General features: G+C 52.9%; 20 protein-coding genes and 1 pseudogene. 3 read left to right on the forward strand and 18 right to left on the reverse strand.

Annotated elements, in window-relative coordinates; all coding sequences use genetic code 11:
- Nucleotides 1-195: 195 nt before the first annotated feature.
- The 4 genes from LOK74_RS15110 to LOK74_RS15125 form a co-directional block, all read right to left on the reverse strand.
- The gene (locus tag LOK74_RS15110) at nt 196-1,308 is read right to left on the reverse strand and encodes a glycoside hydrolase family 15 protein (protein ID WP_230042861.1); all 1,113 of its coding nucleotides are present in this window, start codon (nt 1,306-1,308) and stop codon (nt 196-198) included.
- A 16-nt stretch (nt 1,309-1,324) separates the two neighbouring features.
- Complete coding sequence (locus LOK74_RS15115) at nt 1,325-2,152, reverse strand: carbohydrate ABC transporter permease (RefSeq protein WP_230042862.1); 828 nt, start codon at nt 2,150-2,152, stop codon at nt 1,325-1,327.
- 1 nt (nt 2,153) lies between these two features.
- Nucleotides 2,154-3,074, reverse strand: a complete 921-nt coding sequence (locus tag LOK74_RS15120) for a carbohydrate ABC transporter permease (RefSeq protein ID WP_230042863.1) — start codon at nt 3,072-3,074, stop codon at nt 2,154-2,156.
- 113 nt (nt 3,075-3,187) lie between these two features.
- Entirely contained in the window at nt 3,188-4,462 is a 1,275-nt protein-coding gene (locus tag LOK74_RS15125) for an extracellular solute-binding protein (protein ID WP_230042864.1), read from the reverse strand.
- 451 nt (nt 4,463-4,913) lie between these two features.
- Here LOK74_RS15125 and LOK74_RS15130 point away from each other — a divergent pair, with 451 nt between their 5' ends.
- Nucleotides 4,914-5,939, forward strand: coding sequence for a LacI family DNA-binding transcriptional regulator (locus LOK74_RS15130; protein WP_230042865.1), 1,026 nt, complete (start codon nt 4,914-4,916; stop codon nt 5,937-5,939).
- A 119-nt stretch (nt 5,940-6,058) separates the two neighbouring features.
- The gene (locus LOK74_RS15135) at nt 6,059-8,011 is read left to right on the forward strand and encodes a glycoside hydrolase family 15 protein (protein WP_230042866.1); all 1,953 of its coding nucleotides are present in this window, start codon (nt 6,059-6,061) and stop codon (nt 8,009-8,011) included.
- A gap of 107 nt (nt 8,012-8,118) precedes the next feature.
- Here LOK74_RS15135 and LOK74_RS15140 read toward each other — a convergent pair whose 3' ends face one another.
- The 5 genes from LOK74_RS15140 to LOK74_RS15160 form a co-directional block, all read right to left on the reverse strand.
- Nucleotides 8,119-8,937 (reverse strand): inositol monophosphatase family protein, encoded by an 819-nt coding sequence (locus LOK74_RS15140; RefSeq protein ID WP_420908792.1) that lies wholly within the window; start codon nt 8,935-8,937, stop codon nt 8,119-8,121.
- 173 nt (nt 8,938-9,110) lie between these two features.
- Complete coding sequence (gene hppD, locus LOK74_RS15145) at nt 9,111-10,199, reverse strand: 4-hydroxyphenylpyruvate dioxygenase (RefSeq protein ID WP_338148614.1); 1,089 nt, start codon at nt 10,197-10,199, stop codon at nt 9,111-9,113.
- 218 nt (nt 10,200-10,417) lie between these two features.
- Nucleotides 10,418-12,100 carry a methyl-accepting chemotaxis protein gene (locus LOK74_RS15150; RefSeq protein WP_230042869.1) on the reverse strand — a complete coding sequence of 561 codons (1,683 nt, stop codon included), beginning with the start codon at nt 12,098-12,100 and terminating at the stop codon, nt 10,418-10,420.
- Between the two features lie 54 nt (nt 12,101-12,154).
- Nucleotides 12,155-13,111 carry a methyl-accepting chemotaxis protein gene (locus LOK74_RS15155; protein WP_277613389.1) on the reverse strand — a complete coding sequence of 319 codons (957 nt, stop codon included), beginning with the start codon at nt 13,109-13,111 and terminating at the stop codon, nt 12,155-12,157.
- 13 nt (nt 13,112-13,124) lie between these two features.
- A complete protein-coding gene (locus tag LOK74_RS15160) occupies nt 13,125-13,898 on the reverse strand; it encodes a hypothetical protein (protein WP_230042870.1) in 774 nt (257 codons plus the stop codon).
- Between the two features lie 103 nt (nt 13,899-14,001).
- On the opposite strand from LOK74_RS15160, the gene LOK74_RS15165 reads away from it, so the two are divergent.
- Complete coding sequence (locus LOK74_RS15165) at nt 14,002-15,429, forward strand: RsmF rRNA methyltransferase first C-terminal domain-containing protein (RefSeq protein WP_230042871.1); 1,428 nt, start codon at nt 14,002-14,004, stop codon at nt 15,427-15,429.
- A 23-nt stretch (nt 15,430-15,452) separates the two neighbouring features.
- Here LOK74_RS15165 and LOK74_RS15170 read toward each other — a convergent pair whose 3' ends face one another.
- From LOK74_RS15170 to LOK74_RS15210, 9 genes and pseudogenes are all read right to left on the reverse strand, one after another.
- Nucleotides 15,453-15,674 (reverse strand): hypothetical protein, encoded by a 222-nt coding sequence (locus LOK74_RS15170; protein WP_230042872.1) that lies wholly within the window; start codon nt 15,672-15,674, stop codon nt 15,453-15,455.
- A gap of 247 nt (nt 15,675-15,921) precedes the next feature.
- Entirely contained in the window at nt 15,922-16,254 is a 333-nt protein-coding gene (locus tag LOK74_RS15175) for a hypothetical protein (RefSeq protein ID WP_230042873.1), read from the reverse strand.
- Nucleotides 16,255-16,392: 138 nt separating this feature from the next.
- A complete protein-coding gene (locus tag LOK74_RS15180) occupies nt 16,393-17,661 on the reverse strand; it encodes an MFS transporter (RefSeq protein WP_230042874.1) in 1,269 nt (422 codons plus the stop codon).
- Between the two features lie 35 nt (nt 17,662-17,696).
- Nucleotides 17,697-18,116 carry a MarR family winged helix-turn-helix transcriptional regulator gene (locus tag LOK74_RS15185; protein ID WP_230042875.1) on the reverse strand — a complete coding sequence of 140 codons (420 nt, stop codon included), beginning with the start codon at nt 18,114-18,116 and terminating at the stop codon, nt 17,697-17,699.
- A 447-nt stretch (nt 18,117-18,563) separates the two neighbouring features.
- Nucleotides 18,564-19,970 (reverse strand): DEAD/DEAH box helicase, encoded by a 1,407-nt coding sequence (locus LOK74_RS15190; RefSeq protein ID WP_230042876.1) that lies wholly within the window; start codon nt 19,968-19,970, stop codon nt 18,564-18,566.
- A 115-nt stretch (nt 19,971-20,085) separates the two neighbouring features.
- A complete protein-coding gene (gene pepV, locus LOK74_RS15195) occupies nt 20,086-21,552 on the reverse strand; it encodes a dipeptidase PepV (protein WP_230042877.1) in 1,467 nt (488 codons plus the stop codon).
- Nucleotides 21,549-22,268, reverse strand: a complete 720-nt coding sequence (locus LOK74_RS15200; protein WP_230047018.1) for a GTP pyrophosphokinase — start codon at nt 22,266-22,268, stop codon at nt 21,549-21,551. Before LOK74_RS15200 ends, pepV begins: the two co-directional genes overlap by 4 nt.
- Nucleotides 22,269-22,403: 135 nt before the next feature.
- Nucleotides 22,404-22,520: pseudogene (locus LOK74_RS15205) on the reverse strand (methyl-accepting chemotaxis protein); the annotation flags it as partial.
- A gap of 178 nt (nt 22,521-22,698) precedes the next feature.
- On the reverse strand, nt 22,699-23,016 hold the full coding sequence (locus LOK74_RS15210; RefSeq protein WP_230042878.1) for a MazG nucleotide pyrophosphohydrolase domain-containing protein: 318 nt from the start codon (nt 23,014-23,016) through the stop codon (nt 22,699-22,701).
- Between the last annotated feature and the right edge of the window lie 66 nt (nt 23,017-23,082).

The following is a 23,082-nucleotide window of genomic DNA, read 5'->3' on the forward strand; positions in this document are numbered from 1 at the left end:
TATGGCTGTTAGCCTGTCTTTGCTTGGACACCTGCATAAGGGGGAGGGAAAAAGGGCAGCCATCATACGCTGTTTACAATACCTTTATCGAAACTCCATCATATCTAAACCGTTTCTTAATAGAACTAGATTACGATGAAGTTGTCAGACCCTGCGATGGACATAGCGTCCCCAATTCTCCACTTTTTGGCCGCCCTAGGTTGCCGGCCGGAAAGTGGGCTTTTTTTTCTCCACCTCCGTCATCAGAACGAGATACATCGCGTGCGACCAGACAAGCGGACAGGCAGGCGGGCCAGCATGCGCTGTCCATCTGTCGTACATGTCAGGATTTATCATGACGTCCTGCACCTGTTCGGGCAGTCCTCGTTCGCTCCACTTCGTTTCCATCCAGTCTAGAATCTCTACTGCTTTTGGTCGCTCCCCCACCTGTAGGTAAAACCATCCCAACCAGGCCGACAAGAGCAGCCATTGCCCACCTCCGTAGTACAGATCCTGTGGATAGCGGTGTACCCCCTGTCCGCGCACCAGTTCCTGCTCCATCTGTCGAACTGTCCGAGTCATCCGTCCATCCTCGGGTTCGACCAGTCTAAAGGGCACCGAGAGCCACAACAAGCTGGCATCGACCCCGGGATGGCCGATCGACTTGACAAACTTGCCGCCTCTGACGCCATCCTGCAAGACGTACTGTCGGATCGCTTCACACGCTTCAGCCACTTTCTTTCGTTTCTGTGGCAAATACGCAACAATGGCAGCTAAACCGCCGTAGACAGCAGCCAATGTCGCCGGATGGAACCGATCACCTAACTCCTCCCAACAGTCAAAACACGGAAGCCTCCAACAAGTCAGCAAGTAATCAACGATCAACTCAACAGCTGACTGAGTGGCCCCAGAGAGTGCCGTCCCTCCACTCATCCGTAAGTGCTCGGCTATTCCCCACAGCAGTACACCGTATCCGTCTAATTGAAAGTTCCCCCATTCTTCTCTCCCCTCATCACCATCAATGGTATAGCGCGTGTGTAAAAACTGATCCTGATCGATTGCAGTCTTGCCGCTGCGCACCTGTTCCATCACACGCTGAGCCTTTCCTTGGTGTTTCAGCAGCACATAAGAGCACCACTCGTAGAAGCGGCGAGCTGGTCCATGCTCCCCCATCCTGTCCAACGCATAGACGGCAAACGTGCCGTCTCTCAGCCATACGTATCGATACGCTGGATATGTGGAGCAGGCGATAATCGCCCCCGCAGGGTGTTGATGGGCACGGATGATCTTGATGCTCTCAGTCACGTATGCAGACAATCTCCTCGACAATCCTCTCCCCCCTTGATTATCCTTTGGTTCCCCCTGATGTTAGTCCGGCCACCAGGTACTTTTGGGCAATCAAGAATACAACCAGTACCGGCAGGGTGACGATGATCGCTCCGGCGGAGAGATAGTGCCAGTCTGCATTGAACTGGTTGACGAACTGCTGCAAGCCAATCGGCAAGGTATACATCGTTTGATCAGACATAAAGGTGAGCGCGATCAGAAACTCATTCCAGGCTGTAATAAAGGCGTAAAAAGCGGTCACCGCTACACCAGGGATGGAGAGCGGCAGGACGATACGGTAAAAGGTGCCGAAATGAGACAGACCGTCAACACGGGCGGCTTCCTCCAGTTCGTAGGGCACAGTGTCAAAAAAATTCTTCAGCATCATCACGCAAAACGGCACAGCTACCGTGCAGTAGGCGAGTATCAGGCCGAGATAGTTGTTTAACAGCCCGAGCGAGTTGACAATCTTATAGAGCGGAATGATCAGCAACGCCCCTGGAAACATCTGGGTCAAGAAGAAACCATAATGAATGGCCCGCTTGCCGGCAAACTTGAAGCGGGACAAGGCATAGGCAGCTGTCGTCGACAAAGCCAGCGCGACAAGCGAGGTCAGCAGGGCAACCAGAAAACTGTTCGCCATCCATCGCAGAAACACGCCGTCTGCTCTGGTCAGCACATGCACGTAGTTCTCCCAGGTAAAGGTCTGCGGGATGAGGTGAAGTTCGGTGGAGAACACTTCCGCCCGCTGCTTAAAGCTGGTCATCATAATCCACAGCACGGGAAATACGGCAATAAAGGAAGCCAGCAACAGCAGGAGATGCACCCACCAATGGGATCGGGTCACGTCAGTAGTACACCCCCTCGTTGCTGTTCTCCTTGAGCAGTCGTTGGTACAGCAAGGTAAAGGCGAGCAGGAAACTTAAAATGACCACACCATAGGTGGCGGCCAGCCCGAAGTTCCAGTTCATAAACCCCTCTTGGTAAGCATAGGTGACCAGGATCTGTGTAGAGCGTGCTGGACCGCCTCGGGTCACAAGATAAATGATGTTGAACATATTGAACGTCCAGATCACGCCAAGTACCGTAGCTGTTGCAGCCACAGGCTTTAACAGCGGCAGCGTGATCGTCCAGAATTGTCTCCATGGAGTGGCGCCGTCTACACGAGCCGCCTCATACAAGCTCTGGGGAATACCCTGCAGCCCTCCCAATAGGGTGATCATCATAAACGGCACTCCAATCCATATGTTTACGATAATGACTGACACCATTGCCCAGAAGCTGTCCCCCAACCAGGGAATTGGGGCAAATCCCAGCTTCGCCAGGAGGATGTTGAACACTCCGTACGATTGGTTGTACATCCACGTCCAGGAAAACGCGCTGATAAATGATGGCACCGCCCACGGCACCACCAACACCATCCTGTAGATGCCTCGTCCCCTGATGTTTCGGTTCAGCAGCAACGCCAGGATCAGACCAATCGTAAAATGGAAAAACACGTTGACAAACGTCCAGATGAGCGTTTGGATGATGACGTCGCGAAACACAGACTCAGGCTGCAGCATCGATGAAAACAAATCAATGTAATGTTTTAGTCCGATGAACTCCCAACTGGCCGGGGCAAACTTGCTGCCCATATTGTACTGGGTCATATTGGTGAAGCTGTAGATCACTCCTTGTAGCAACGGATAAAACACCAACAAGGCCATCACCACAATCACTGGAGCCAAAAAGAGATAGGCAATCCACCAGTTGCTGCGAGTTGCCAAGCATCCCGCCTCCTTTCCTGGCAATCGTTTTAGACCGCCTACAACCACGGAAGGGAAGAGGGAATCTTGAGCCCCTCTCCCTTTCCCAAGAGTTGCAGCCTATTGTCGTGCGCTTATTGCCCAAGCAGTGTCCGCCACGCTTGAGCGACCGCGTCCAATCCTTCCCGTGGTTTCTTTTCCCCTTTGTAAATGGCTTGGATCTCCGGATCAAAAGCGGCAAAAATCTGTCCGCCTTCCGGAATCACCGGGCGGTTTTTGGCCGCCTCCATCACCGCTTGGAAATCAGAAATCATGCGGTTTTCCTTCAATTCAGGCATGTCGTACGCCGACCGACGCGTTGGCAGCGTCCCATTCTTGCTGGCGAGAAACGCCTGGCTTTCCGCACTGGTGAGAAACGCGATCAATTTGTACGCAGCGTCTTTGACCGGGGAACCGGCATATATCGCCAGACTGTGCCCCCCCACCGGCGAGCCCGTCTGTCCGCCAGGTCCTGCGGGAATCGGTGCGATCCCGAGGTTGGTCGGATCTTGAAACTGCTCTCCGGAAAGAATGTCGGTCATGGCCCACGGACCGTTAAAAATCATGGCAGCCGAACCGTTTTTAAATGCTTCATTCATATTTTGATAGCTGTTGGCAGCGTCCAAATCGCGAGGAGAGACACGATCGACATCGCGCAGCTTAAGCGCGAACTCCACTCCCTCTACAGCCCCTGGGGTATTGATCAGAATCTGTTTCTGCTCATCGATCAGTCCACCGCCAAACGCCCAGACAAACGGCAAGCTGAAGTAGGCCTCCGTCTGACGCAAGTAGAATCCCCATTTATCCGTGCCGTTGGAGAGAGCTTTGGCCGCTTGGGCAAACTCTTCCATCGTTTTCGGTGCACTAGCAAAGCCGGCACCAGCCAACATTTTCTTGTTGTATAGGAGTGCCAGAGCGTCCGTCACTTCCGGAACGCTCCACACGCGGCCGTTCCATTTGCTGTAATTCAACGGCGCGTCCAGGAAGTCATCCTGGTCTTGAAAGTAGTCGTCCAGTGGTTCGAGCAGACCCAGCTTGGCAAACTCCGGTGTCCATGCCACCTCTGAGCGCAGCACATCCGGACCGTTGCCGGCCTGCGCCGCTGCACGGAACTTGTTTTGCGCCTCTCCGAAGGGAACCAACTGCATGTTTACCTTAATCTCTTTATTCTGCCGTTCGAATTCATCAATTATTTCTTTTAGTGCAACCGCTTCCGACTCCCGTACCGTGGTCCAGAACGTCACAGTAACTGGCCCGTCTTGCTGCTGTCCTGCTGTTTCAGTCGCTTCACTTCCTCCAGAACCGCCGCATGCGGCCAGCAAGATGGAGAATAGTACGGCCGCCGTCAAGATGCCAAAAACGCGTTTCATCACTGTACCCCTTTCTCTTAGTTAATCGATTTCTGCCTGGACCTGGCCTAAATCAAGTACGGCGCTATAGCGCTAGCTAGACACCTGTGACGGCAGCAATTTTGACACCGTCTCTTATCTGAGGAAGGCATGGTGCCGCTGGTGCAAACGATTGCACAAACTAGGATAGAACACCGCTGTTGATTTAGGATGCCCCTCTGCCTGTGTGTACCATCATCCTACAACAAACCGTCCAGCAAGGAAAACGCTTCCATTCATCCAAAATGAGCAATATGAGCTAAATAGATCAGAATATCTCTTTCTGGCACCGTAAAGTTCCAGTATTTATTTATTTTTCTTCCATTTTCTCGTATTTTGTTTTTTCAGCAGACAACTGTTTACAATCGCTTCGCTTTTCGCTACGATGAGAAAAAACAAACGTTTGCACTACCTCGTGCAGCAGGAGGAACATATGTCCGTTACCATAAAGGATGTGGCCCGTGCCGCAGGGGTCTCACCCTCTACGGTATCGCGGGTGATTTCCCGCCATCCCAAGATTAGTCCGGCGACCGCTCGAAAAGTAAGAGAGGCAATGGAATCGCTCGGCTACCATCCCAATATCATGGCAAAAAGCCTCGTTTCCAAGAGTACACAGACGATCGGGCTGGTCCTGCCCCGTTCAGCAGAAGAGCTGTTTGTCAATCCGTTTTTCTCAGAGGTGCTGCGAGGCATGCTGGCCTACGCCAATACAGCTCGCTACGACATGCTGATGTCCTCGGCCACCAGTCAGCAAGAAGAACTGGACGCAGTCACCCGCATGGTGTTGGGGCGCCGCGTTGACGGTCTGATTCTGATGGCTCCACGGCTTGGCGACCCGATCATTGAGAGATTGCTGGAACTTGACTTTCCCTTTGTTTTGCTGGGCCGCTCTCCCGAACATGAAGATCTGTTCCTGGTCAACAACAACAACGTAAGTGCCGGCTACGACGCCACCCATCACTTGATATCCCTGGGGCACACGCGCATCGGTTTTGTCGGGGGGCCGCCGGATATGGTGGTGATCCACGATCGTTTGACAGGCTACAAGCAAGCATTGGAAGAAGTCGGCTTACCCTTCCGGGACGAGTGGGTGATCAACGCTGATCTCCTGCAGAAGAGCGGCTTTCACGCCGTTTCGGTCGCGATGAACTATCAGGAGAAGCCCACAGCGTTCGTAATCGCGGACGACATTGTGGCTTTCGGGATGATTCGCGGTCTATGCGAAGCCGGGCTGAGCGTACCCGAAGACGTCTCCGTGATCAGCTTTAACAACATCATGCTCTCGGAACTCTCCAACCCGCCGATCAGTACAATCGACATCGGGATTTACCACTTGGGCTACCTTACTGTACAGCAGTTGATCCGCAGACTGTCTGGGGAATCCAGCCTGCAAAAACAGGTGATCGTGCCGCACCGCCTGATTGTGAGAGGCTCGTCGGGTGCGCCACGTCCCAGGTGATACCCCCTTAGAGACATGAACTGATCCTCCTCCTTAGCAGGGCAACAGGGGAGGAGGCCATCTGCCCAGTTCGATCACTGCAGAACCGATCAGTGCTGAAAACGAAAGGAGTATCTCACGTGCTACTATCACCTGTAACCAACAAACCGTATCGAAATGACGCGATCATCGGCAATTCTTCCATGCTGGCCGCCTTGGGAGCCAACGGAGAACTCTACCGTTTGTGGTGGCCGCATCTGGACATCCCTCAGCACATCGAACGGATGCGAATCGGTATCTGGCTAGACGAGCAGCAGCAGACCATCTGGCTGGACGATCCCGACAGTTGGCACCATCAACAACGATACATCGACCAAACCAACGTGCTGCGCAGTACGGCAACCGGGATGCGGCTTCCTCTCCAAGTCACTACCACCGATTTTGTCTCGTCGGAGTGTGACCTGCTGGTACGTCACTATGAACTGACCAATACCGGCACAGCGGAAATGGAGATACGCTTTGTCTGCTATGCCTCACTGACGATCGGCGAAAACCGCTTTTACAATACCGTCACCTATGATTCTCAAGTGGATGGCTTGGTCTTTTTTCGTCATACCTACTCGTTTGCGCTCGCTAGCGCAAACGTTTGCACCGGATACACCTGCGGTGATGCCCTGCCACAGGCGGCTGCTGGTGATTTGATCGGGAACCGAATCGCAATGGCTTCTGACGGTGCTATCTGCTGGGAGCTATCGATCCAGCCTGGTCAGACTGTCTCTCTCCCGCTCTATCTCACAGCTGGCCACAGCATCGCTGAAGCCATCCGTAAAATGCGGGTCGCCAAAGAGAGGCCCGTACAGCAATGGCTCGCCGCAACAACTGACCACTGGCGCCAGTTCCTGCAGCAACTACCCTCGCTTCCATTGGCAGATGAGCGGATTCGCCGTCTCTATGAGCGCTCCATACTGGTTTTTGCACTGGTCTCTGACAAGCAGAGCGGAAGCATCATCGCTGCTCCCGAATTCGACGAAGCATTCACGCGCTGCGGCGGTTATGCCTTCTGCTGGGGTCGCGACGCCGCCTATATCGCCACCGCTTTTGACCGTGCCGGACTCTCTGCGATGTCCAGATCTTTTTATCGGTGGACACTGCTTGCCCAAGACCCTGACGGAAGTTGGCAACAGCGCCACTATCACGATGGTCGGCTAGCTCCATCATGGGGACTGCAGATTGATGAAGGGGGATCGATTTTGTGGGGAATGCATCAGCACTACCTCTCGACTCATGATCACACCTTCCTGTCAGAAATCTGGCCAGCGGTGGAAAAGGGGGCTGCGTTCCTTCTAACCCGTCTCGATCCACAGACGGGACTGCCGCTGCCGACATGCGATTTATGGGAAGAACGGGTTGCTTCCCATACTTATTCCGCTGCCGCAGTGTGGGCAGGTCTCCGTAGTGCTGCCGCGATTGCCCGCGAACTGCAAAAACAGAGCCAGGTACAGCTGTGGAGCGAGGCAGCAGAGAGATTGAAAGCAGCAATCTTGTCGCAGACGGTCAATCAGCGGACAGGTACCTTTTATCGGGGACGCAGGCTGGTTGTCGATTATCCAACTTATTTGCGGGCCCGGGAAGCAGGTCAGCCGGTCGAATGCGAAACAGACGAGAAGGGCTACACCACTTATTTCATCGAATACGACGAAGTGATGGACATTAGTCTGCTTGGCTTGACCGTGCCCTTCGGATTGCTCCCAGCTGACGACCCACGAATGTCCGCGACGGCCGACGCCATTGAACTGACCTGCACGTCCCCGTTCGTTGGCGGGATTCGGCGGTATCAAGACGATTCTTACATCGGTGGGAACCCATGGATTTTAACCACCCTATGGCTTGCCCAGTTCCGGATCAAACAAGGACGGTTTTCCGAAGCCAGGCAACACCTGGAATGGGCCATCGCCCATAGTACGTCGCTTGATCTGCTGCCGGAACAGGTGGACAGGCAGAGTGGGGAGCCTGCCTGGGTCATCCCACTCACCTGGTCACACGCCATGTATGTCCTGACTGTCCATATGCTGCACGACGCAGGGGAGCTATAAGTCTTTATCACTGTCAGGTAAAAGAGTTCCAAATCATGACAGGGCAGCGAACCAACATGGCTCGCTGCCCTGTATAAAGATGTATGTATCACGTCGGTATCATTGCATCAGTCTTGTTCAAATGAGGCTTTGAGATGGTTGAGCAATTCATCATAAAACGTCGGATTGCAGGCCATCACACTGCTGTTTTCTGCGTAGGGCAACGGTACGCCGGAGATCTGGGTCACGACTCCGTCCGCTTCTTCGACGATGATCCTGCCTGCTCCAAAATCCCACGGATGCAGCGACATGCTGACATAACCATCCAAACGGCCTGCTGCCACATAAGCCAATTCCAGTGCCGCACTGCCCAAAAGACGCATCCCCCGCACCTTTCCCGCCAATTGCTTTACGATCTGGTCGATGCCGATCTGTTCTGCTCTTTTGTTCCAGAAGACACTGGTACAGAGCAGCGCTTCCTCCAGTTTGACCGATCTGGTCAATCGCAGCCGACGATGGTTGAGAAAAGCTCCCCCGCCTTTGACCGCCCAAAACATCTCTCCGCGTGACGGGTCATAGACGACGCCGATCACGCCTTCTCCTTGATGATAGACCGCGATCGACACGGAGTAATTGATCTGCTGATGAACGAAATTGGTCGTCCCGTCAATCGGATCGATGATCCACAATGTCTCGTGGTTGGTGGTATCCCTCTGGCTGGTACTCTCTTCACCGAGAATGCCGTGATCGGGGAACTGTTTCAGAATCGTCTCTACTACGTATTGCTCCACTTCTTTGTCGACCGCCGTGACCAGATCGGATGCCGAGGTCTTGTATTCAACCGAAAAAGGCTGCTTCAACCGCTCGAGACTGAGTTCGCCGGCCGCCCGTGCACAGCGAAGGGCCAACTGTTTCACCGCATCTATCGGAAACTCTTGCACCTGTATCGCCACCCATATGGATCTGTCTGTTATGGTTAGTGTACCATACTTGTGAACGGGATACACACCTAAAAGAGCGGATGATAGGAAAACCCGAAGCTTGCGAACACATAAAAAGGAGAGTACCTCGGCAGTACTCCCCTAATCGATGGTCCATGATCGTGATCGCTGCCCCGTGCTTACAGGTTGCCGCGAAGTTCTTGTTCCCGCTCCAATGCTTCAAACAGCGCTTTAAAGTTGCCGTTGCCGAACCCACGTGCACCCTTGCGCTGAATGATCTCGAAAAACAGGGTTGGACGGTCGACCACCGGTTTGCTGAACAGCTGCAGCAGGTATCCCTCGTCGTCACGATCAACGAGAATGCGCAAATCTTTCAACACTTCGATGTCTTCTTCGATGCTTCCCACGCGATCCTTCAGATCCTCGTAGTACGTATCGGGTACATACGGGAAATCCATCCCATTTTCACGAAGTTTGGTCACCGTCTCCACAATGTCATTGGTCAAGAGTGCGATATGCTGCACGCCGGGCCCTTTGTAGAACTCCAGAAACTCCTCGATCTGCGACTTCCGCTTCCCTTCTGCCGGCTCGTTGATCGGGAACTTGATGCGTCCGGTGCCGCTTTGCATCACCTTGGACATCAGCGCGGAATACTCAGTAGAAATATCGTCGTCGTCGAAATTCTGGGTCGCAGTGAAGCCCATCACCTTTTCGTAATAGGCAACCCATTCATCCATCACTTCCACATTCCCGACAATATGGTCAATGCCGATCAATCCAGTGCCTTCCCCTTTTACGATTGGCTCGTACGCCTTGAAACCAGGGAAGAATGCGCCTTTGTAGTCTTTTCGTTCAATGAACGAGTGAACAGTATCTCCATAGGTTCCGATGGTCGCTTTTTTCACTGTTCCCTGTTCGTCACGATACTCAGTCGGCTCCATGATCGGAATCGCTCCGCGAGAGACCGCTTCCCGGTATGCCTGTTCACAGTCTTCGACGCGCAGTGCAATATCCTTTACGCCCTCCCCGTGCTGTCTCACGAAATCGGCAATCGGATGCTCAGGAGTGAGTGCCCCACTCACCACGAATGTCAGGTGGTTCTGTTTGAGGACGTACGACACCTTGTCACGGCTGCCTGTCTCCAGCCCGGCGTAGGCAAATGCCTCAAAGCCAAGCGTCTTGGTTAAATAATGCATTGCCTGCTTAGCATTTCCCACGTAAAACTCCACGTGATCCCAGTCTTGAATGGGAAAGAAATCTGTCGCCATCTGTTTCCCCTCCATGATTAAAACAGAATGATATCTTCTGTCTTGAGATTACAATGGAAGCGCTTAACCCCGCAAGAACACGGGGTGACGCTGAAACGCTTTTATATGATGAAGCGATCCAGACACAGATGGGGACAGGGACATAAAAAAGGCTGTCAACGGTTTGACAGCCTCGCCTCTTTCCTTCTCGATATTGAGATGCCTTCGGTACCCACATGCTAATAGCGGAACCTGCCAATCGACTGATTGAGCTGTTCGGCCATTCGGGCCAGATTTTCCGCCATGCCGTTGATTTCTTCCATCGAAGCGCTTTGCTGTTCCATCGATGCAGCCAACTCTTCGCTGCTTGCCGACGACTGTTGAGTAATCGCGGAAATACTCTCCACCGATTGAACCGCTTGGCTGCTTTTCTGCATGATCTGTTCCGCTGAACTGTTGACTCGCTGCACCTTGGAAGATAGATCGTACACAATCTGGGTAATTTCCGAAAACAGCTCTCCTGTCTCGTTGATTTTCCCCGAACCAAGTCTCACCTGCTCTACCACTTCACCCATCGATGCTTCGGCCTCTCCCGCTTCCTGCCGTACGGCATCCAGGATGCCGGCGATTTGGTTGGTCGACTCTGCAGCCTGCTCCGCCAGTTTGCGTACCTCGTCTGCCACCACAGCGAATCCGCGTCCCTGTTCGCCGGCACGTGCTGCTTCGATTGCCGCATTGAGTGCCAACAAGTTGGTTTGGGAAGCAATATCATTGATGACAGCCAGAATCTGTGTAACCGCTTCTGTTTTTTGTCCCAACTCGGCCACAATCTGTGAAGTAGTAGATACTTTCTCTTCGATCGTCTGCATCTGCCCAATCGACTGCTGTACACCATCCAACCCTTTCTGGGTCGCCTGGTTGGCCAGTCGGGACTGCTTTTCCATTTCTCCGGCGTGCTCAGCTACCTCGCTGATCTCTTCCGATACCTGCTGGATCACGCCAAGCGTTTCCGAAGCATTTTCTGCTTGTGAGGTGGCCCCTGAGGCCAACTGCTCTGCTGTTGCCGAGACCTGCTCGATGCCGCGGGTCATCTCGGTCGACGATGCTTGCAGTTCCTCGCTTGATCCCGCCACATTTTGTGCAATCTCTGCCGTCTGACGAATCAGCCCTTTGATGTTGTCATTCATCGTATTAATCGCCTGTGTCAGCTGGCCTACCTCGTCTTTTGATTTGGTTTTTACCTGTTCTACGCTGAGATCCCCCTCAGCCATGCGCATAGCGACGGATTGAATCTGTTTCAATGGTCCTGTGATGATTCGCGAGATGAAGAAGGCAATCAAGAAACCGACGATCACCGAAGCCAAGATAGAAACCAGTGCGACCAGGTAGGTGGCGGAAATTTTCTCCTCTGCCTGGGTCACAGCGCTCATCCTGGATTCTCTCACCAGATTCACCAACTGGTCGAGCGTATCCATCAGCTGTTTTCGCTGCGCGGCAAGCATCTGATTGTATTCGATGGCATCCTCTATTTTGCCCTGTCGAACCGCAGGAATAATCTGATCATTGACCACTTTGTCAATCACTTGATTTATTCCGATGATCTCATTAAACAGCTCTCTTTCTTCTTCCGTGTCCATCCTAACTTCGATCTGTTCCAGGATGCCTTTTTGCCTCTCTACCCTCTCATTAAATGCAGTCACGTATTCAGGGTTGGCTTCCATGATGAACGCCTGTATCTGTCCCCGCTTGGCCCGATCCAGACTGCGCAGTTCTTCAATCCCGATCGCTCGGTCCGACCTCCTGATCATCGCCGATACATTCTCTTCTATTCCTGCCACCTGCTGCAGGATCACGCCGACACCGGCGGTAAAAATAATAATGACAGCTAAAAACCCTAACAGCAATTTTAGTCCGATTTTCATGCTGTACCCTCCAATCATCCAAAGAAAATCAATTATGTAGAAAGCCCCCTGCCGTTACGCTGAAGGGGCTCTGTCCAACATCCGTTTCAATTCTTCATAGCTGGCTTCCAGTTCATGATCGACGATGCTTGACTCTTTTACGTGCGAGACCAATTCCTCATGGACACTGTCCAGCAGCGATTGTGCTTCCGTCACTTGTTGGGCGATACTATCGGCAAACGTTTTCTGCCGCCCGATCGTCTCGATCACCCCACTTACTTCCTGCTCCACCTGGTTGAACGCGCTGACGGTCTCGTCCATCTTGCCAGATGCCAACTGGCTAAGCTCAAGCCCTTGCCGAATCGTGGCGATATTTTTCTCTGCATTAGCCAACGCTACCTTCGTCTCCTCCTGCATCGTTTCGATCAGAGAGGCGATGCTTTTCGTGGAGTTGGCTGTCATCTCGGCCAGCTTGCGCACTTCATCTGCTACCACAGCGAAGCCGCGTCCCTGTTCACCGGCCCGTGCGGCCTCAATGGCTGCATTGAGCGCCAACAGATTAGTCTGGTTGGCAATATCACTGATCACCTGGACAATCGTTGTGATTTCACCAGACCGCTCCTCCAACCTGTTCATCGAAGTGGACGTAGTAGCCGACTCCTGCTCCAATCTGGAGATGACACTTACGACATCCTCCAGCGCTTTCTTCCCCTCCTGTGACCTGTCGAGTGATTCTTTCGAGATCTGTGTCAACCGTTCTCCGCCCGTTGAGAGTTGATTCGCCGTCACGTCCGATTCTTCACTGATCTGTCTGATCTGGTCAATGGTCTCCTTTAGACGAGCCGCGATATCGGCGATCTCTCCGTGCTGCGCGTTGACCAGTCCGTGCTGTTTTATGATGCTGCCCATTCGCTCGTACAGGGCGAGAATGTCCTTCTCTAGTGACCGTTTCTGTTCGTCAGCGGGATCGACCACTGCAATCGCTGCCGCTGTTTCTGCTTGAACCTGATTCTTTTTCTTTTTCCAAAGCATCTCCAACAACCTCCTATAAGGTAAAAGTGGAACGATCATCTTCACGATGGGCATACAAACGGGACTCCATCACCTCTGGAAGCTGCTTGACCAAGACAAGCAAGTTTTCCAGATAGAGATAATGACCTTCCAAGAGTTCAATGTCTTTCCGCTCAAACTGCTCTGCGTGCAAGTAGTGCTGCATCTCCAGGATGAAGCGCTCCATCTTGGGGTGAAAGCCGTTGACCCGCAGCATCTGGTCCACTTCCGGATACGAAGATCTTAATCGTGTCAGTTCATCGTGTACGCGCGTTGCTTCCAGGATCAGCTGGTACGCGATTCGTTCTCGGGAAGCAGCTGTTGCCCGCTCGTCTTCCCGACGAGCTTCGCGCAAAGCGGCCAAATACGTGATAAAATGAAAGATGGTCAGGAAAAATGGACCAAGAAACAAAATGATGCCTGCCTTGTAGATGTGCTGATTGGAAATACTGGTGATCAGCAGAAACAGATGATAGAGAATCGCTCCCAGCCAAGCGTAGATGATCACATGATGGTTTACTTTACCCGCTTCTTGCTGTCGGGAAAAGACAAACGTCAGGCCCAGCAGGTAAAACGCCAGAAAGGTAAAGCTGGCGCTAAACAGGCTCATCTCCATCTCCTGCAGCCAATCGGCTTGCTCTGGTATCTCAACAAAGAACTCAACGCCGAGGATCAGCAGCGAGAACAACAACCCGAGGACCCAAAAGCGGCTAACATCACTGTCTATCTTTCGCTGTGTGCGATGTTTTTCCAGGCGTGATACGTTCAAGGTAAATCTCACCTCTCCTTGGAACATACCATTCGCCACTATTCGTCTTTATCCTCTGTGTCTCGGCACAGGCCTTCGATATTTTTCTCGCAGGAGGTTTTTCATGCGCATACCACTACCAGAACTTTTTTGTACACGGATGGAACAGATGCTGCAACAGGAATACGAATCGTTTTTACAAGGATACGAGCAGGCAGCTTGGCACGGCTTGCGGGTCAACCCGTTAAAAGTAGATCCAGCGCGATTTGTGGCGATCAGCCCGTTTGAGCTGCACCCTGTTCCGTGGTGCAACCTAGGCTTCTACTATTCTGGAGTGGGTCGTCCCGGCAAACATCCCTATCACGCCGCCGGTCTCTACTATCTGCAAGAACCAAGCGCGATGGCAGTAGCAGAGGCACTCGATGTGCAACCAGGTGATGTCGTGCTCGATCTGTGCGCCGCTCCTGGCGGCAAGTCAACACAGATTGCAGCTGCCCTGCAAGGGCAAGGACTGCTTGTCGCAAACGAAATCCACCCGACCCGCGCCAAAGCCCTCTCCGAAAACATCGAACGACTTGGGGTAACCAACGCGATCGTAACCAACGAAACACCGGAACGACTCGCAGCTCGTTTTCACCATGCCTTTGACCGGATTCTGGTAGATGCACCCTGTTCCGGTGAAGGGATGTTTCGGAAGCTGCCAGAAGCGTGTGACGATTGGTCATTGGCCAAAGTAGCACAATGTCATGCGATGCAGTGCGAGATCCTGCAAGCGGCCGCCCAGATGCTGAAGCCGGGAGGTACGCTGGTCTACTCCACCTGTACGTTTGCTCCGGAGGAAAACGAGCAGACCGTTGAGGTTTTTCTCGCAGATCATCCAGGGTTTACGCTTGTGCCCACCCCGCATCGTGAGCAGTTCCGACCAGGTCAAGCAGATTGGGCAAAAAGACCTGACAACCGGCTTTCGCTGTCCGCTCGTCTCTGGCCTCACCATCTCCGAGGCGAAGGACACTTTATTGCGAAAATGGTGAAGCAGCAGGCGGATCCATCGGACGAACCAACGTTCACTGACAACAGCAGGCGCAGCCCAAGAAAAAAAGGTGCCGCCAAGCCCGCCATAAGCCGTGAGGAGAGCATCGCCGCATGGCGGTTATTTGCTGAGAACACCGTTATAGGCGCGTGGGAAAAAACCAACGATTCAGACGCCTTTACGCTGTTTGGTGAGCAGCTGTACTACCTGCCCCCCGCCGCGCCAAACCTTGATGGATTAAAGGTACTGCGCCCAGGCTGGCACCTAGGTACGATGAAGAAAAACCGTTTTGAACCCTCACATGCACTGGCACTGGCACTATCCGCTGATCAATGTATGTATACAGCCGATTTCCACGCTGACGATCCGCTGCTGCTGCGCTATCTCAGAGGAGAGAGTTTACCCCATGAAGCGAAAAACGGCTGGACACTGATCCGTGTAGACACGTTCTCACTTGGATGGGCCAAGCAATCGGACCGTCAATTGAAAAACCATTATCCCAAAGGACTTCGCTGGCTGTGAGAGTCGGTTAACATATCGACTCTCTAGCTGCGATCCGTCATCAGCGCCCCATCCCGAATATACCTCATGATCTTGGATACCGAGACACCCGTGGCATTGGCGATCTGCATCGCGTTAGAATTCGGGTGGGTACGCAAATATGCTTTAACCGCCCTATAATCTCTCGTCTCGCCATCCCAACAGGATGAGCAGAACTCCTGATTGGCACGCTTGAGGCGACCGCAGCTAGGGCACACTTCACTCATCTCGCGTATCTCCTCCCCTGTACAGAAACATAGATGTAATGGAAGACTACTAATATGGGTACTACCCTATTTCTCTCCCAGTTAAACGTATACCTGGATCTTACAGCCTACAAATACAGGAACTAAGACCTATTCCTATCCTTTATGATTGATTATAACAATTATTCAGAAGAAAAAAACGGGACTATGCGAATTCTTTCTTACAAAACGGATAGGTCTGTAGAAAGGGAGATGCAGGCGGGGACGGTTAGGGGAAATCTCGCTCATAAGCGTCAAGTAGACCACGAAGACGTTGAAGGAGGGACACCACCTGCGAATCGATTCCATCGCTTCGATTCTGCTCTGCATACTGGTCGAGCTCCGCATACAAATCGTAGACGGCTCTTCCTGGATCATCTGGGGTGACCATCTGTTCAGCGGCTGGCCGGGTGACGACACCATCGGATGCTGACTCGAACTGTTCATCGGAATACGACGCCAAGATCGAGTGAAGCCGCAGGATTTTGGTCTGGACTTCCTCCGGCAGTCCATGAAGCTCTCGCAAATCAGAGATGATCGCCTGGACGATTTGCTTGTTCATCGTACCGTCCCTCCTTGGACATGATCTTGATCCTTTCTGTAGGCTAACCCATTGGGAAACGGACTATTCTATTGTTCAGTGCACAAACAAACGCTGCCATTTAGGCAGCGTCCCAAGTAGTCTATGCCGTAGGTCAGGTTATGCAGAGTGAGGTTCTGCTGAATGATCAGCGGTCGACTTCCGTTTGTTTGTTTCGGGCAGCAGCCAATTGAGCAGGGATGCCCCGATCAACAAGAGAATCGATGCGTAAAAGGACAGGTTGTAGCTGTTGGTGTAGTTGTACAACACCCCCGGAATGTAAGCTCCCAGCGCCGAGCCCAACTGATGGCTGAGAAACAGCCATCCCATCATCATTCCGATCGAATAACGTTGAAAATATGTCGTTGCCAGCATTTGCGTAGGAGCGACCGTCGCAAAGTCAACCAAACCGAACAGGATGGCAAATCCGAGCAGCCACATGGGGTCGTGGCTATACAGCAGGATCACGATGGAGAGGGCGCGAACGGCATACAGAAAACAAAGAATCTTCCTGCAGCTCCACCGATCGGCAAGCACTCCTGAGAGCAGAATGCCGACGATATTGAACGCTGCCAGCGTACTGACCGCCGCTCCCGTCACCTCGGTGGAAAATCCGTGATCATGCGAATAAGGAATGAGATGCGTATCCATTAACCCGGTCGTGGTGACGCCGCATATAAAAAAAGGAAGCAGCAGAAACCAGAAGTTCCTGTTCCACAGCAGCGCACCGACCGGTAGAGAGTGCTGCTGGTCTTTGCTGTCGTTGTTATCCGTTTCTTCGCTGCTGTACCCGCCTAATGGCTGAAGTCCTTTCTCCTCTGGATGATTGCGCAGCAGCAGGAGGATTGGCAAGACCAGCACCACTAACATCAGCCCCAACACGATAACTGTGTACTTCCATCCAAACCAGGCGATCAGAAACAGGGAAGCAGGGACCAGGATCATCTGTCCGCCACCTACACCTGCTTCCATGATCCCGAATGCGAGACCTCTTTTCGCATGAAACCAGTTGGTAACGGCAACTGTAGCTGCTACGTTGGACGCTCCGCCAACGCCGATGGAAGCGAGCACTCCATAGAGGATCAGCAGCTGCCAAGGGGAAGTGACCAAATACGTAGCCAAGATACTAACTCCGATCAACAGTGTACTGGCTGACAGGATCAAGCGTACTCCAAACCGATCGATCAGTTTTCCCATAATAGGCTGGGAGATGCCATAAACGATAAAGCTAACCATGGAAATGAGCGAAATCATTCCTCTGTCTACAGAAAACTCTTCTTCCCACGGCTGAATAAATGCTCCAAACGAGAGGCGAACTCCCTGAACAGCCAGCAGAGTCAAACATGTGATCGCCAAGATTACCCAAGCATAGTGCAGTTTCTCTCTCACCTTATCTCTCTCCTTGCAGGGCAGGAATCGATTACTTACCTGCCCAATCCCAACTGAACAAGCATTTTCTTCAAAAACGCCACTTCTTCTTCTGGAAAGTCGCTTAGCAGTTCCGCCTGAAGCTGATCAAGGAGATCATTCAACGGTTTCTCCAACTCTTTCCCTTTCGGCGTCAGGTAAATCAGGTTGATCCTGCGATCCTTTGGATCACTGCGCCGCTCAACCAGTCCGCTTTGCTCCAGGCGGTCCAACATTCCTGTGATGGTCGCACCGTCCAGTCGCAGGCGCTCTCCCAACTCAGACCCTTTTCGCCCATCTTTTTCCCACAACAGGTGAAGCAGCCCAAACTGTACCGGAGTAACTCCGTACGGACGCAGTCTTTCTTTTTCGATTTGGGAGAACCTCTGGTACGCCTTCCCTAGCAAAAAGGTAAAGCAATCCTCAATCCGGTCCATCTCTACCCTCCTCTCAACCATCCGCAAAACGTTATGATAAGAATACCACATGCACAAATAGTTTGTATACAAATCATTTGTGTGTATGGTATTCTCTCGCCAAAGTAGGGTAGGAACAGAAAAAGGCTGTCTACTTAGACAGCCATTGCGTGTAGACAAAACCTCGGTACAGGCGGAGAGTAGCTCTTTTCCGGAAGGAGCGACTCTTGCCAACCAGCTCAGCGGAGCCAGTCCGAAGCGGGGGCTTTCGGGCGCAACCCTGAGGTACATCGTAGCGATGTCCACTTTTTGCGACCGCCCGCTTCGGATTGGCGCAGCGGACAGTCCCACTTCCTCGCTGGTTGGCAACGGAGCGACTGGAGGAAAAGAGCTACTCTCCCCCGCCCCGCCCCTTTGTCTACAGGCTGAGGCTGTCTATTTAAACAGCCACCTTTGCCAACAAACATATTATCGCTTTTTTTGCCCGCTTCCTTTTTTCCTTGCCGCCTTGCGCTCCGCTTTGGCTTGCTCCCACTTTTTCTTCTTCTCGTACTGTTTCTTCCACTGTTCCACTTCTTTGGAAAGTTTCTTTTTATAACCCGGTTTTACCTTTTGGTTTTTCTTCAATGCGTCCACCAGCGGTTCTACCTGCTTCTTCTCTTTCTCCGCCTGCTGGCGCTGCTGTTCTGCCCTTTGCTGGGCAAAAAACGCCTCCCGTTCTTCCGCCCGCTGCCGCCGTCCCTCTGTAAGGTGGTGGCCGGGGGTTAGCACCTTTTCCTCGATCTCAGCCCGAGTCGCTTTCTCAAACCGCTGAATCAAGCTTTTTTGGCGCGGCGAGACAAACGAGATAGCTGTCCCTTCTTGTCCGGCCCGACCTGTGCGTCCCACTCGGTGTATATAGCTTTCTACGTCGGACGGAATGTCGTAATTAAATACGTGCGTCACGCCTTCTACGTCCAATCCACGGGCCGCAATATCCGTTGCGACGAGAAACTGAAACTTCACGTTGCGGAAGTCCCGCATCAGTGTCTCCCTTTTCTTCTGGCTGAGATCGCCGTATAATGCTTGAGCATCGTACCCTTGCTGTTGGAGATGGGCGGTCAGGACCTGGACGCGCTGCTGTGTGTTGGCGAAAATGATCGCCAGATACGGCTTTGTACTCTCGATCAAATCAAGTAGAGCGTCCATTTTATCGGTCTGATTGATCACGTAGCAGACCTGCCGAATGCTTTCTACCGTCCTCTGCCTATTGTCGATCTTGAGATGGGGCGGCTGTTTCATGAAACGATGCGCAAGCTGCTTGACCTGATCAGGCATAGTCGCAGAGAACAGCAGCACTTGTCGATCCTGCGGCGTCGAGACGATGATTTGCTCTACGTCTTCGAGGAACCCCATCTCCAACATTTTGTCCGCCTCATCCAGCACCAACCAGGAAATCCGCCCGAAATGAAGTGTGCCGCGCTTCAAGTGGTCCAGCACCCGTCCTGGCGTTCCGACCACGATATGCACGGTCCGGCTCAACTTGCTGATCTGCCGTTCGATGTCGGTTCCGCCGTGCAGGGAGAGGGTTTGGACACCGAGATGCTTGCCCAGTTTTTCAATCTCGGCTGCGATCTGGATTGACAGCTCCCGTGTGGGTGTCAGGATGAGCGCCTGGATGTCCCGCTTTTCCAACTGCAACTGATCCAGAATCGGCAACACAAAAGCAGCCGTCTTTCCGGTGCCCGTCTGTGCCTGACCGATGACGTCCTTTCCTTCGAGGATGAGCGGGATTGCCTCTGCTTGAATTGGCGTTGGCTGCTTATAGTAAAGGTCTTGAATCCCCTGCATCAGTTCGGGACGCAGACCGAACGATTCGAATGTAACGCGTGTCATTGCATACCACTTCCTTCCTGCGACAGTGCACCCATCTATGGTAAGCTAGTATGCCCAAAATGGCAAGAAAAGGCCACGCAGCAGCCAACCAAGCGGCTGTCTCGTGGCCTTCAGGTCATAGATTAGCCAGTTCGTAGATCGCCTGTGCATACAGGGCGGTCGCCTTTAACAGATCGTCGATGTAGAGATGTTCATCCCGCTGATGAGCCGAGTCGGCACGACCGGGGAATAACGGTCCAAACGCTACTCCTTGGTCCAGCGAACGGGCATAGGTAGCACCGCCGATCGCGATCAGGTACGCTTCCTCGCCGGTCTGTTCCGTGTAGATCCGCTGCAGAGTTCCCACCAGCGGCGACGACGGTTCAACCCGATGCGGCAGCATATGATCCTCTACTTCCTGCGTCATCGCTTCCCGCTCCAGATGCTTCAGCAAGACTGGCTGCCACCGTTCATAGGGATGCGAATGCGGGTAGCGAATATTGATGTGATATTCAATCTCTCCATCCGAGGCATAGCGGATAATCCCCACATTCATCGTCAGCGGTCCCATTTCCGGATCATCATGGGCAAGTCCCAGTGCCTCTGCACCGTGCTGACGGTACAAGTAGGAGTCGACAAAACGGGCAAATCTCATCGCCCGCTCGTCCAGATTCAGTCCGGCCAGGAAGTGGATGAGCTCCGTGGCCGCGTTGACGCCTTTGCCCGGATCCATGCCATGGACAGATACGCCCTGAAGCGTTAGCGTCAGATGGTCCGCCTCCACCTCGGCGTCTCCGGTTAATCCATGCTGTTGGAGGTATGTACGATACTGCTCAGCCAAAGCCTCTGCCGACTGCAATCCCGGCTGCAGGACGGCACGGGATCGATCCGGAACCATGTTCATCCTCAGCCCTCCTTCCAAGGAGTGGAGGATGGCGTCTACCTCGCTGTCTGTCTTTGTTGTCCCTTCCCCGCTGCGGCCGTCCAATCGCTCATACGCTTCCAGCGTCTGCCGCCACACCAGGTGTGTCAATCCCTTTTCCGCGTAAATCAGCGGAAAATCGGCGTCTGGAGAAAATCCGTACGTCGGCATCTCTTCCGTCTCAAAATAGCGTTTGACGCAACGCCAATTCGTCTCCTCGTCGGTCCCGAAAATCAAGCGTACCCGCCGCTTCAAAGGGAGCCCCAGTTCCTTAACGATCTTAGCTGCAAAAACCGCAGCCATTGTCGGTCCTTTGTCGTCAAGGACACCCCGGGCGACGATCTTGCCGTCGACGATCTCTGCGGCATAAGGAGGGGTCGTCCAGCCGTCCCCCTCCGGTACGACGTCGACGTGGCTGAGGACGCCAACCAGCTCCTCACCTTGTCCAAATTCTGCATGGGCAGCGTACCCTTCCACATTGGCTGTTTTCATCCCGGCTGCTTCACACAGCTGCAGTACGTAATCGAGCGCCGCTGCTACTCCCTCGCCAAACGGCGCACCTGCTTGCGCCGTTTGCGGGTCCAGTACACTTTTAATCTGCAAAAATGCCTGGGTGTGCTTCAGCAGTTCCTCTCTTCGCTTCTCCACTTCCCCGCTCCAGGAGATTGTCCGCTGTGTCATCTGGTTTTGTCATTCCCTTCTGATTCGTTTTCCCCAGCTCCCGCAATGTCGTCGGCCTCAGCGTCCAGATCCAGATCCAGCTCCACCAGACCGAGCAGCGATTCCATCGGAACTTCCCGCTTGCGGGTAAAGATGATTTGCGCTTCCTTGATCTCCTCCCGGATGTTGTTCATCTCATTGTCCAGGATGTAGGAGGCCTTGGCCGCCTCAATCAACCTGCGCCGGATATCGGAAGGAATAATCCCTTCGTATTTGTAGTTCAACGAATGTTCAATCGTCGCCCAAAAGTTCATCCCCAATGTCCGGATCTGGATCTCAACCGGTATGGTTACCTGACCTGTAGCCGTCATAATCGGGTATTCGACAGCCAAATGATAACCGCGATACCCGCTTTCCTTTGGTGTCGACACGTAATCCTTTTCCAAAAAAATCCGCATGTCCTGCCGCTGCCTCAGCATCTCCACGACAATCCAGATATCGTCGATGAACTGACAGATGATGCGAATACCGGCAATATCCTTGATCTCCCAAGCAATGTTTTCATCAACCGGGAACTGCAAACGATTCGCCTTGTTGTATATACTGTTCACCGATTTTAACCGGCCGGTAACAAACTCAATCGGTGAGTGGTCTTTTCGCCGCTTAAACTCATTGCGAAGATTCTTCAGCTTTACCTTTAACTCTTCTACCGCTTGTTCGTACGGAAGCAGGTACATATCCCAGTCGATGTTCGTTTGCACGTCTAGTCCCTCCGACACATACTCCACTCTTTTCTATCATTCAACAAACGAGCCGGAATATCCTTTTTCCTGAGGAAGGCAGCCACAAGTTTATCGGCACACCGGGTGAGGGATCTGCTCAATGATCGTGCCGGCTGCTTCGTTGGTCCCTTCCGCCAGATTGCGCACCTCACCAGCCGCTACAGCAAATCCCTTGCCCTGCTCACCGGCGCGAGCCGCTTCAATAGCGTCGCTTGAATAGGAAAAAATCCCCGGTTATTGTCCGGGGATGGGGTCTATTTTCGATTACAGAGACGTGTGCCACGTTTACACAAGTCTTTCTGTTTACCGTTCATTTCTTCACTTGTCAGGCATATCCGTTGGAATGCCAGTTCCGCCGGGCGAGGCGTGTCGGAAGCAACACCCGTCAACTCCCCGAACCAGCATCGCCGCTGTTGGCCAGCCGCTTCACGTACTTGTCCAACACCGCAGCGAGCGCATGCTCCAGATCGACATCGGTGCTGTTGGCCAGACAGATCAGCGAAAAAAAGAGGTCACCCAACTCGCTCTCCCACTCTGCTGTCGGATGAAACGGTTCTTTTCCGTAGCGGGTTGTCTTGAGCACTTCCTTGCTCACTTCCCCCATCTCCGATGCCAGGTCGAGCAACCGTACGGGGACCGTTGTCTCCATGTTGTGTTGACGGACAAAATCAGCGACTTGCTGCTGCAGCTTTGCTATATCCACCTGATATCACTCCTGTCATTGATCATGCATTCACTAGCTTTTCTTCGTTTCTCTGCTTGTTCCTTT

It is taken from the genome of Brevibacillus humidisoli, from assembly GCF_020923435.1.
Taxonomy (GTDB): domain Bacteria; phylum Bacillota; class Bacilli; order Brevibacillales; family Brevibacillaceae; genus Brevibacillus_E; species Brevibacillus_E humidisoli.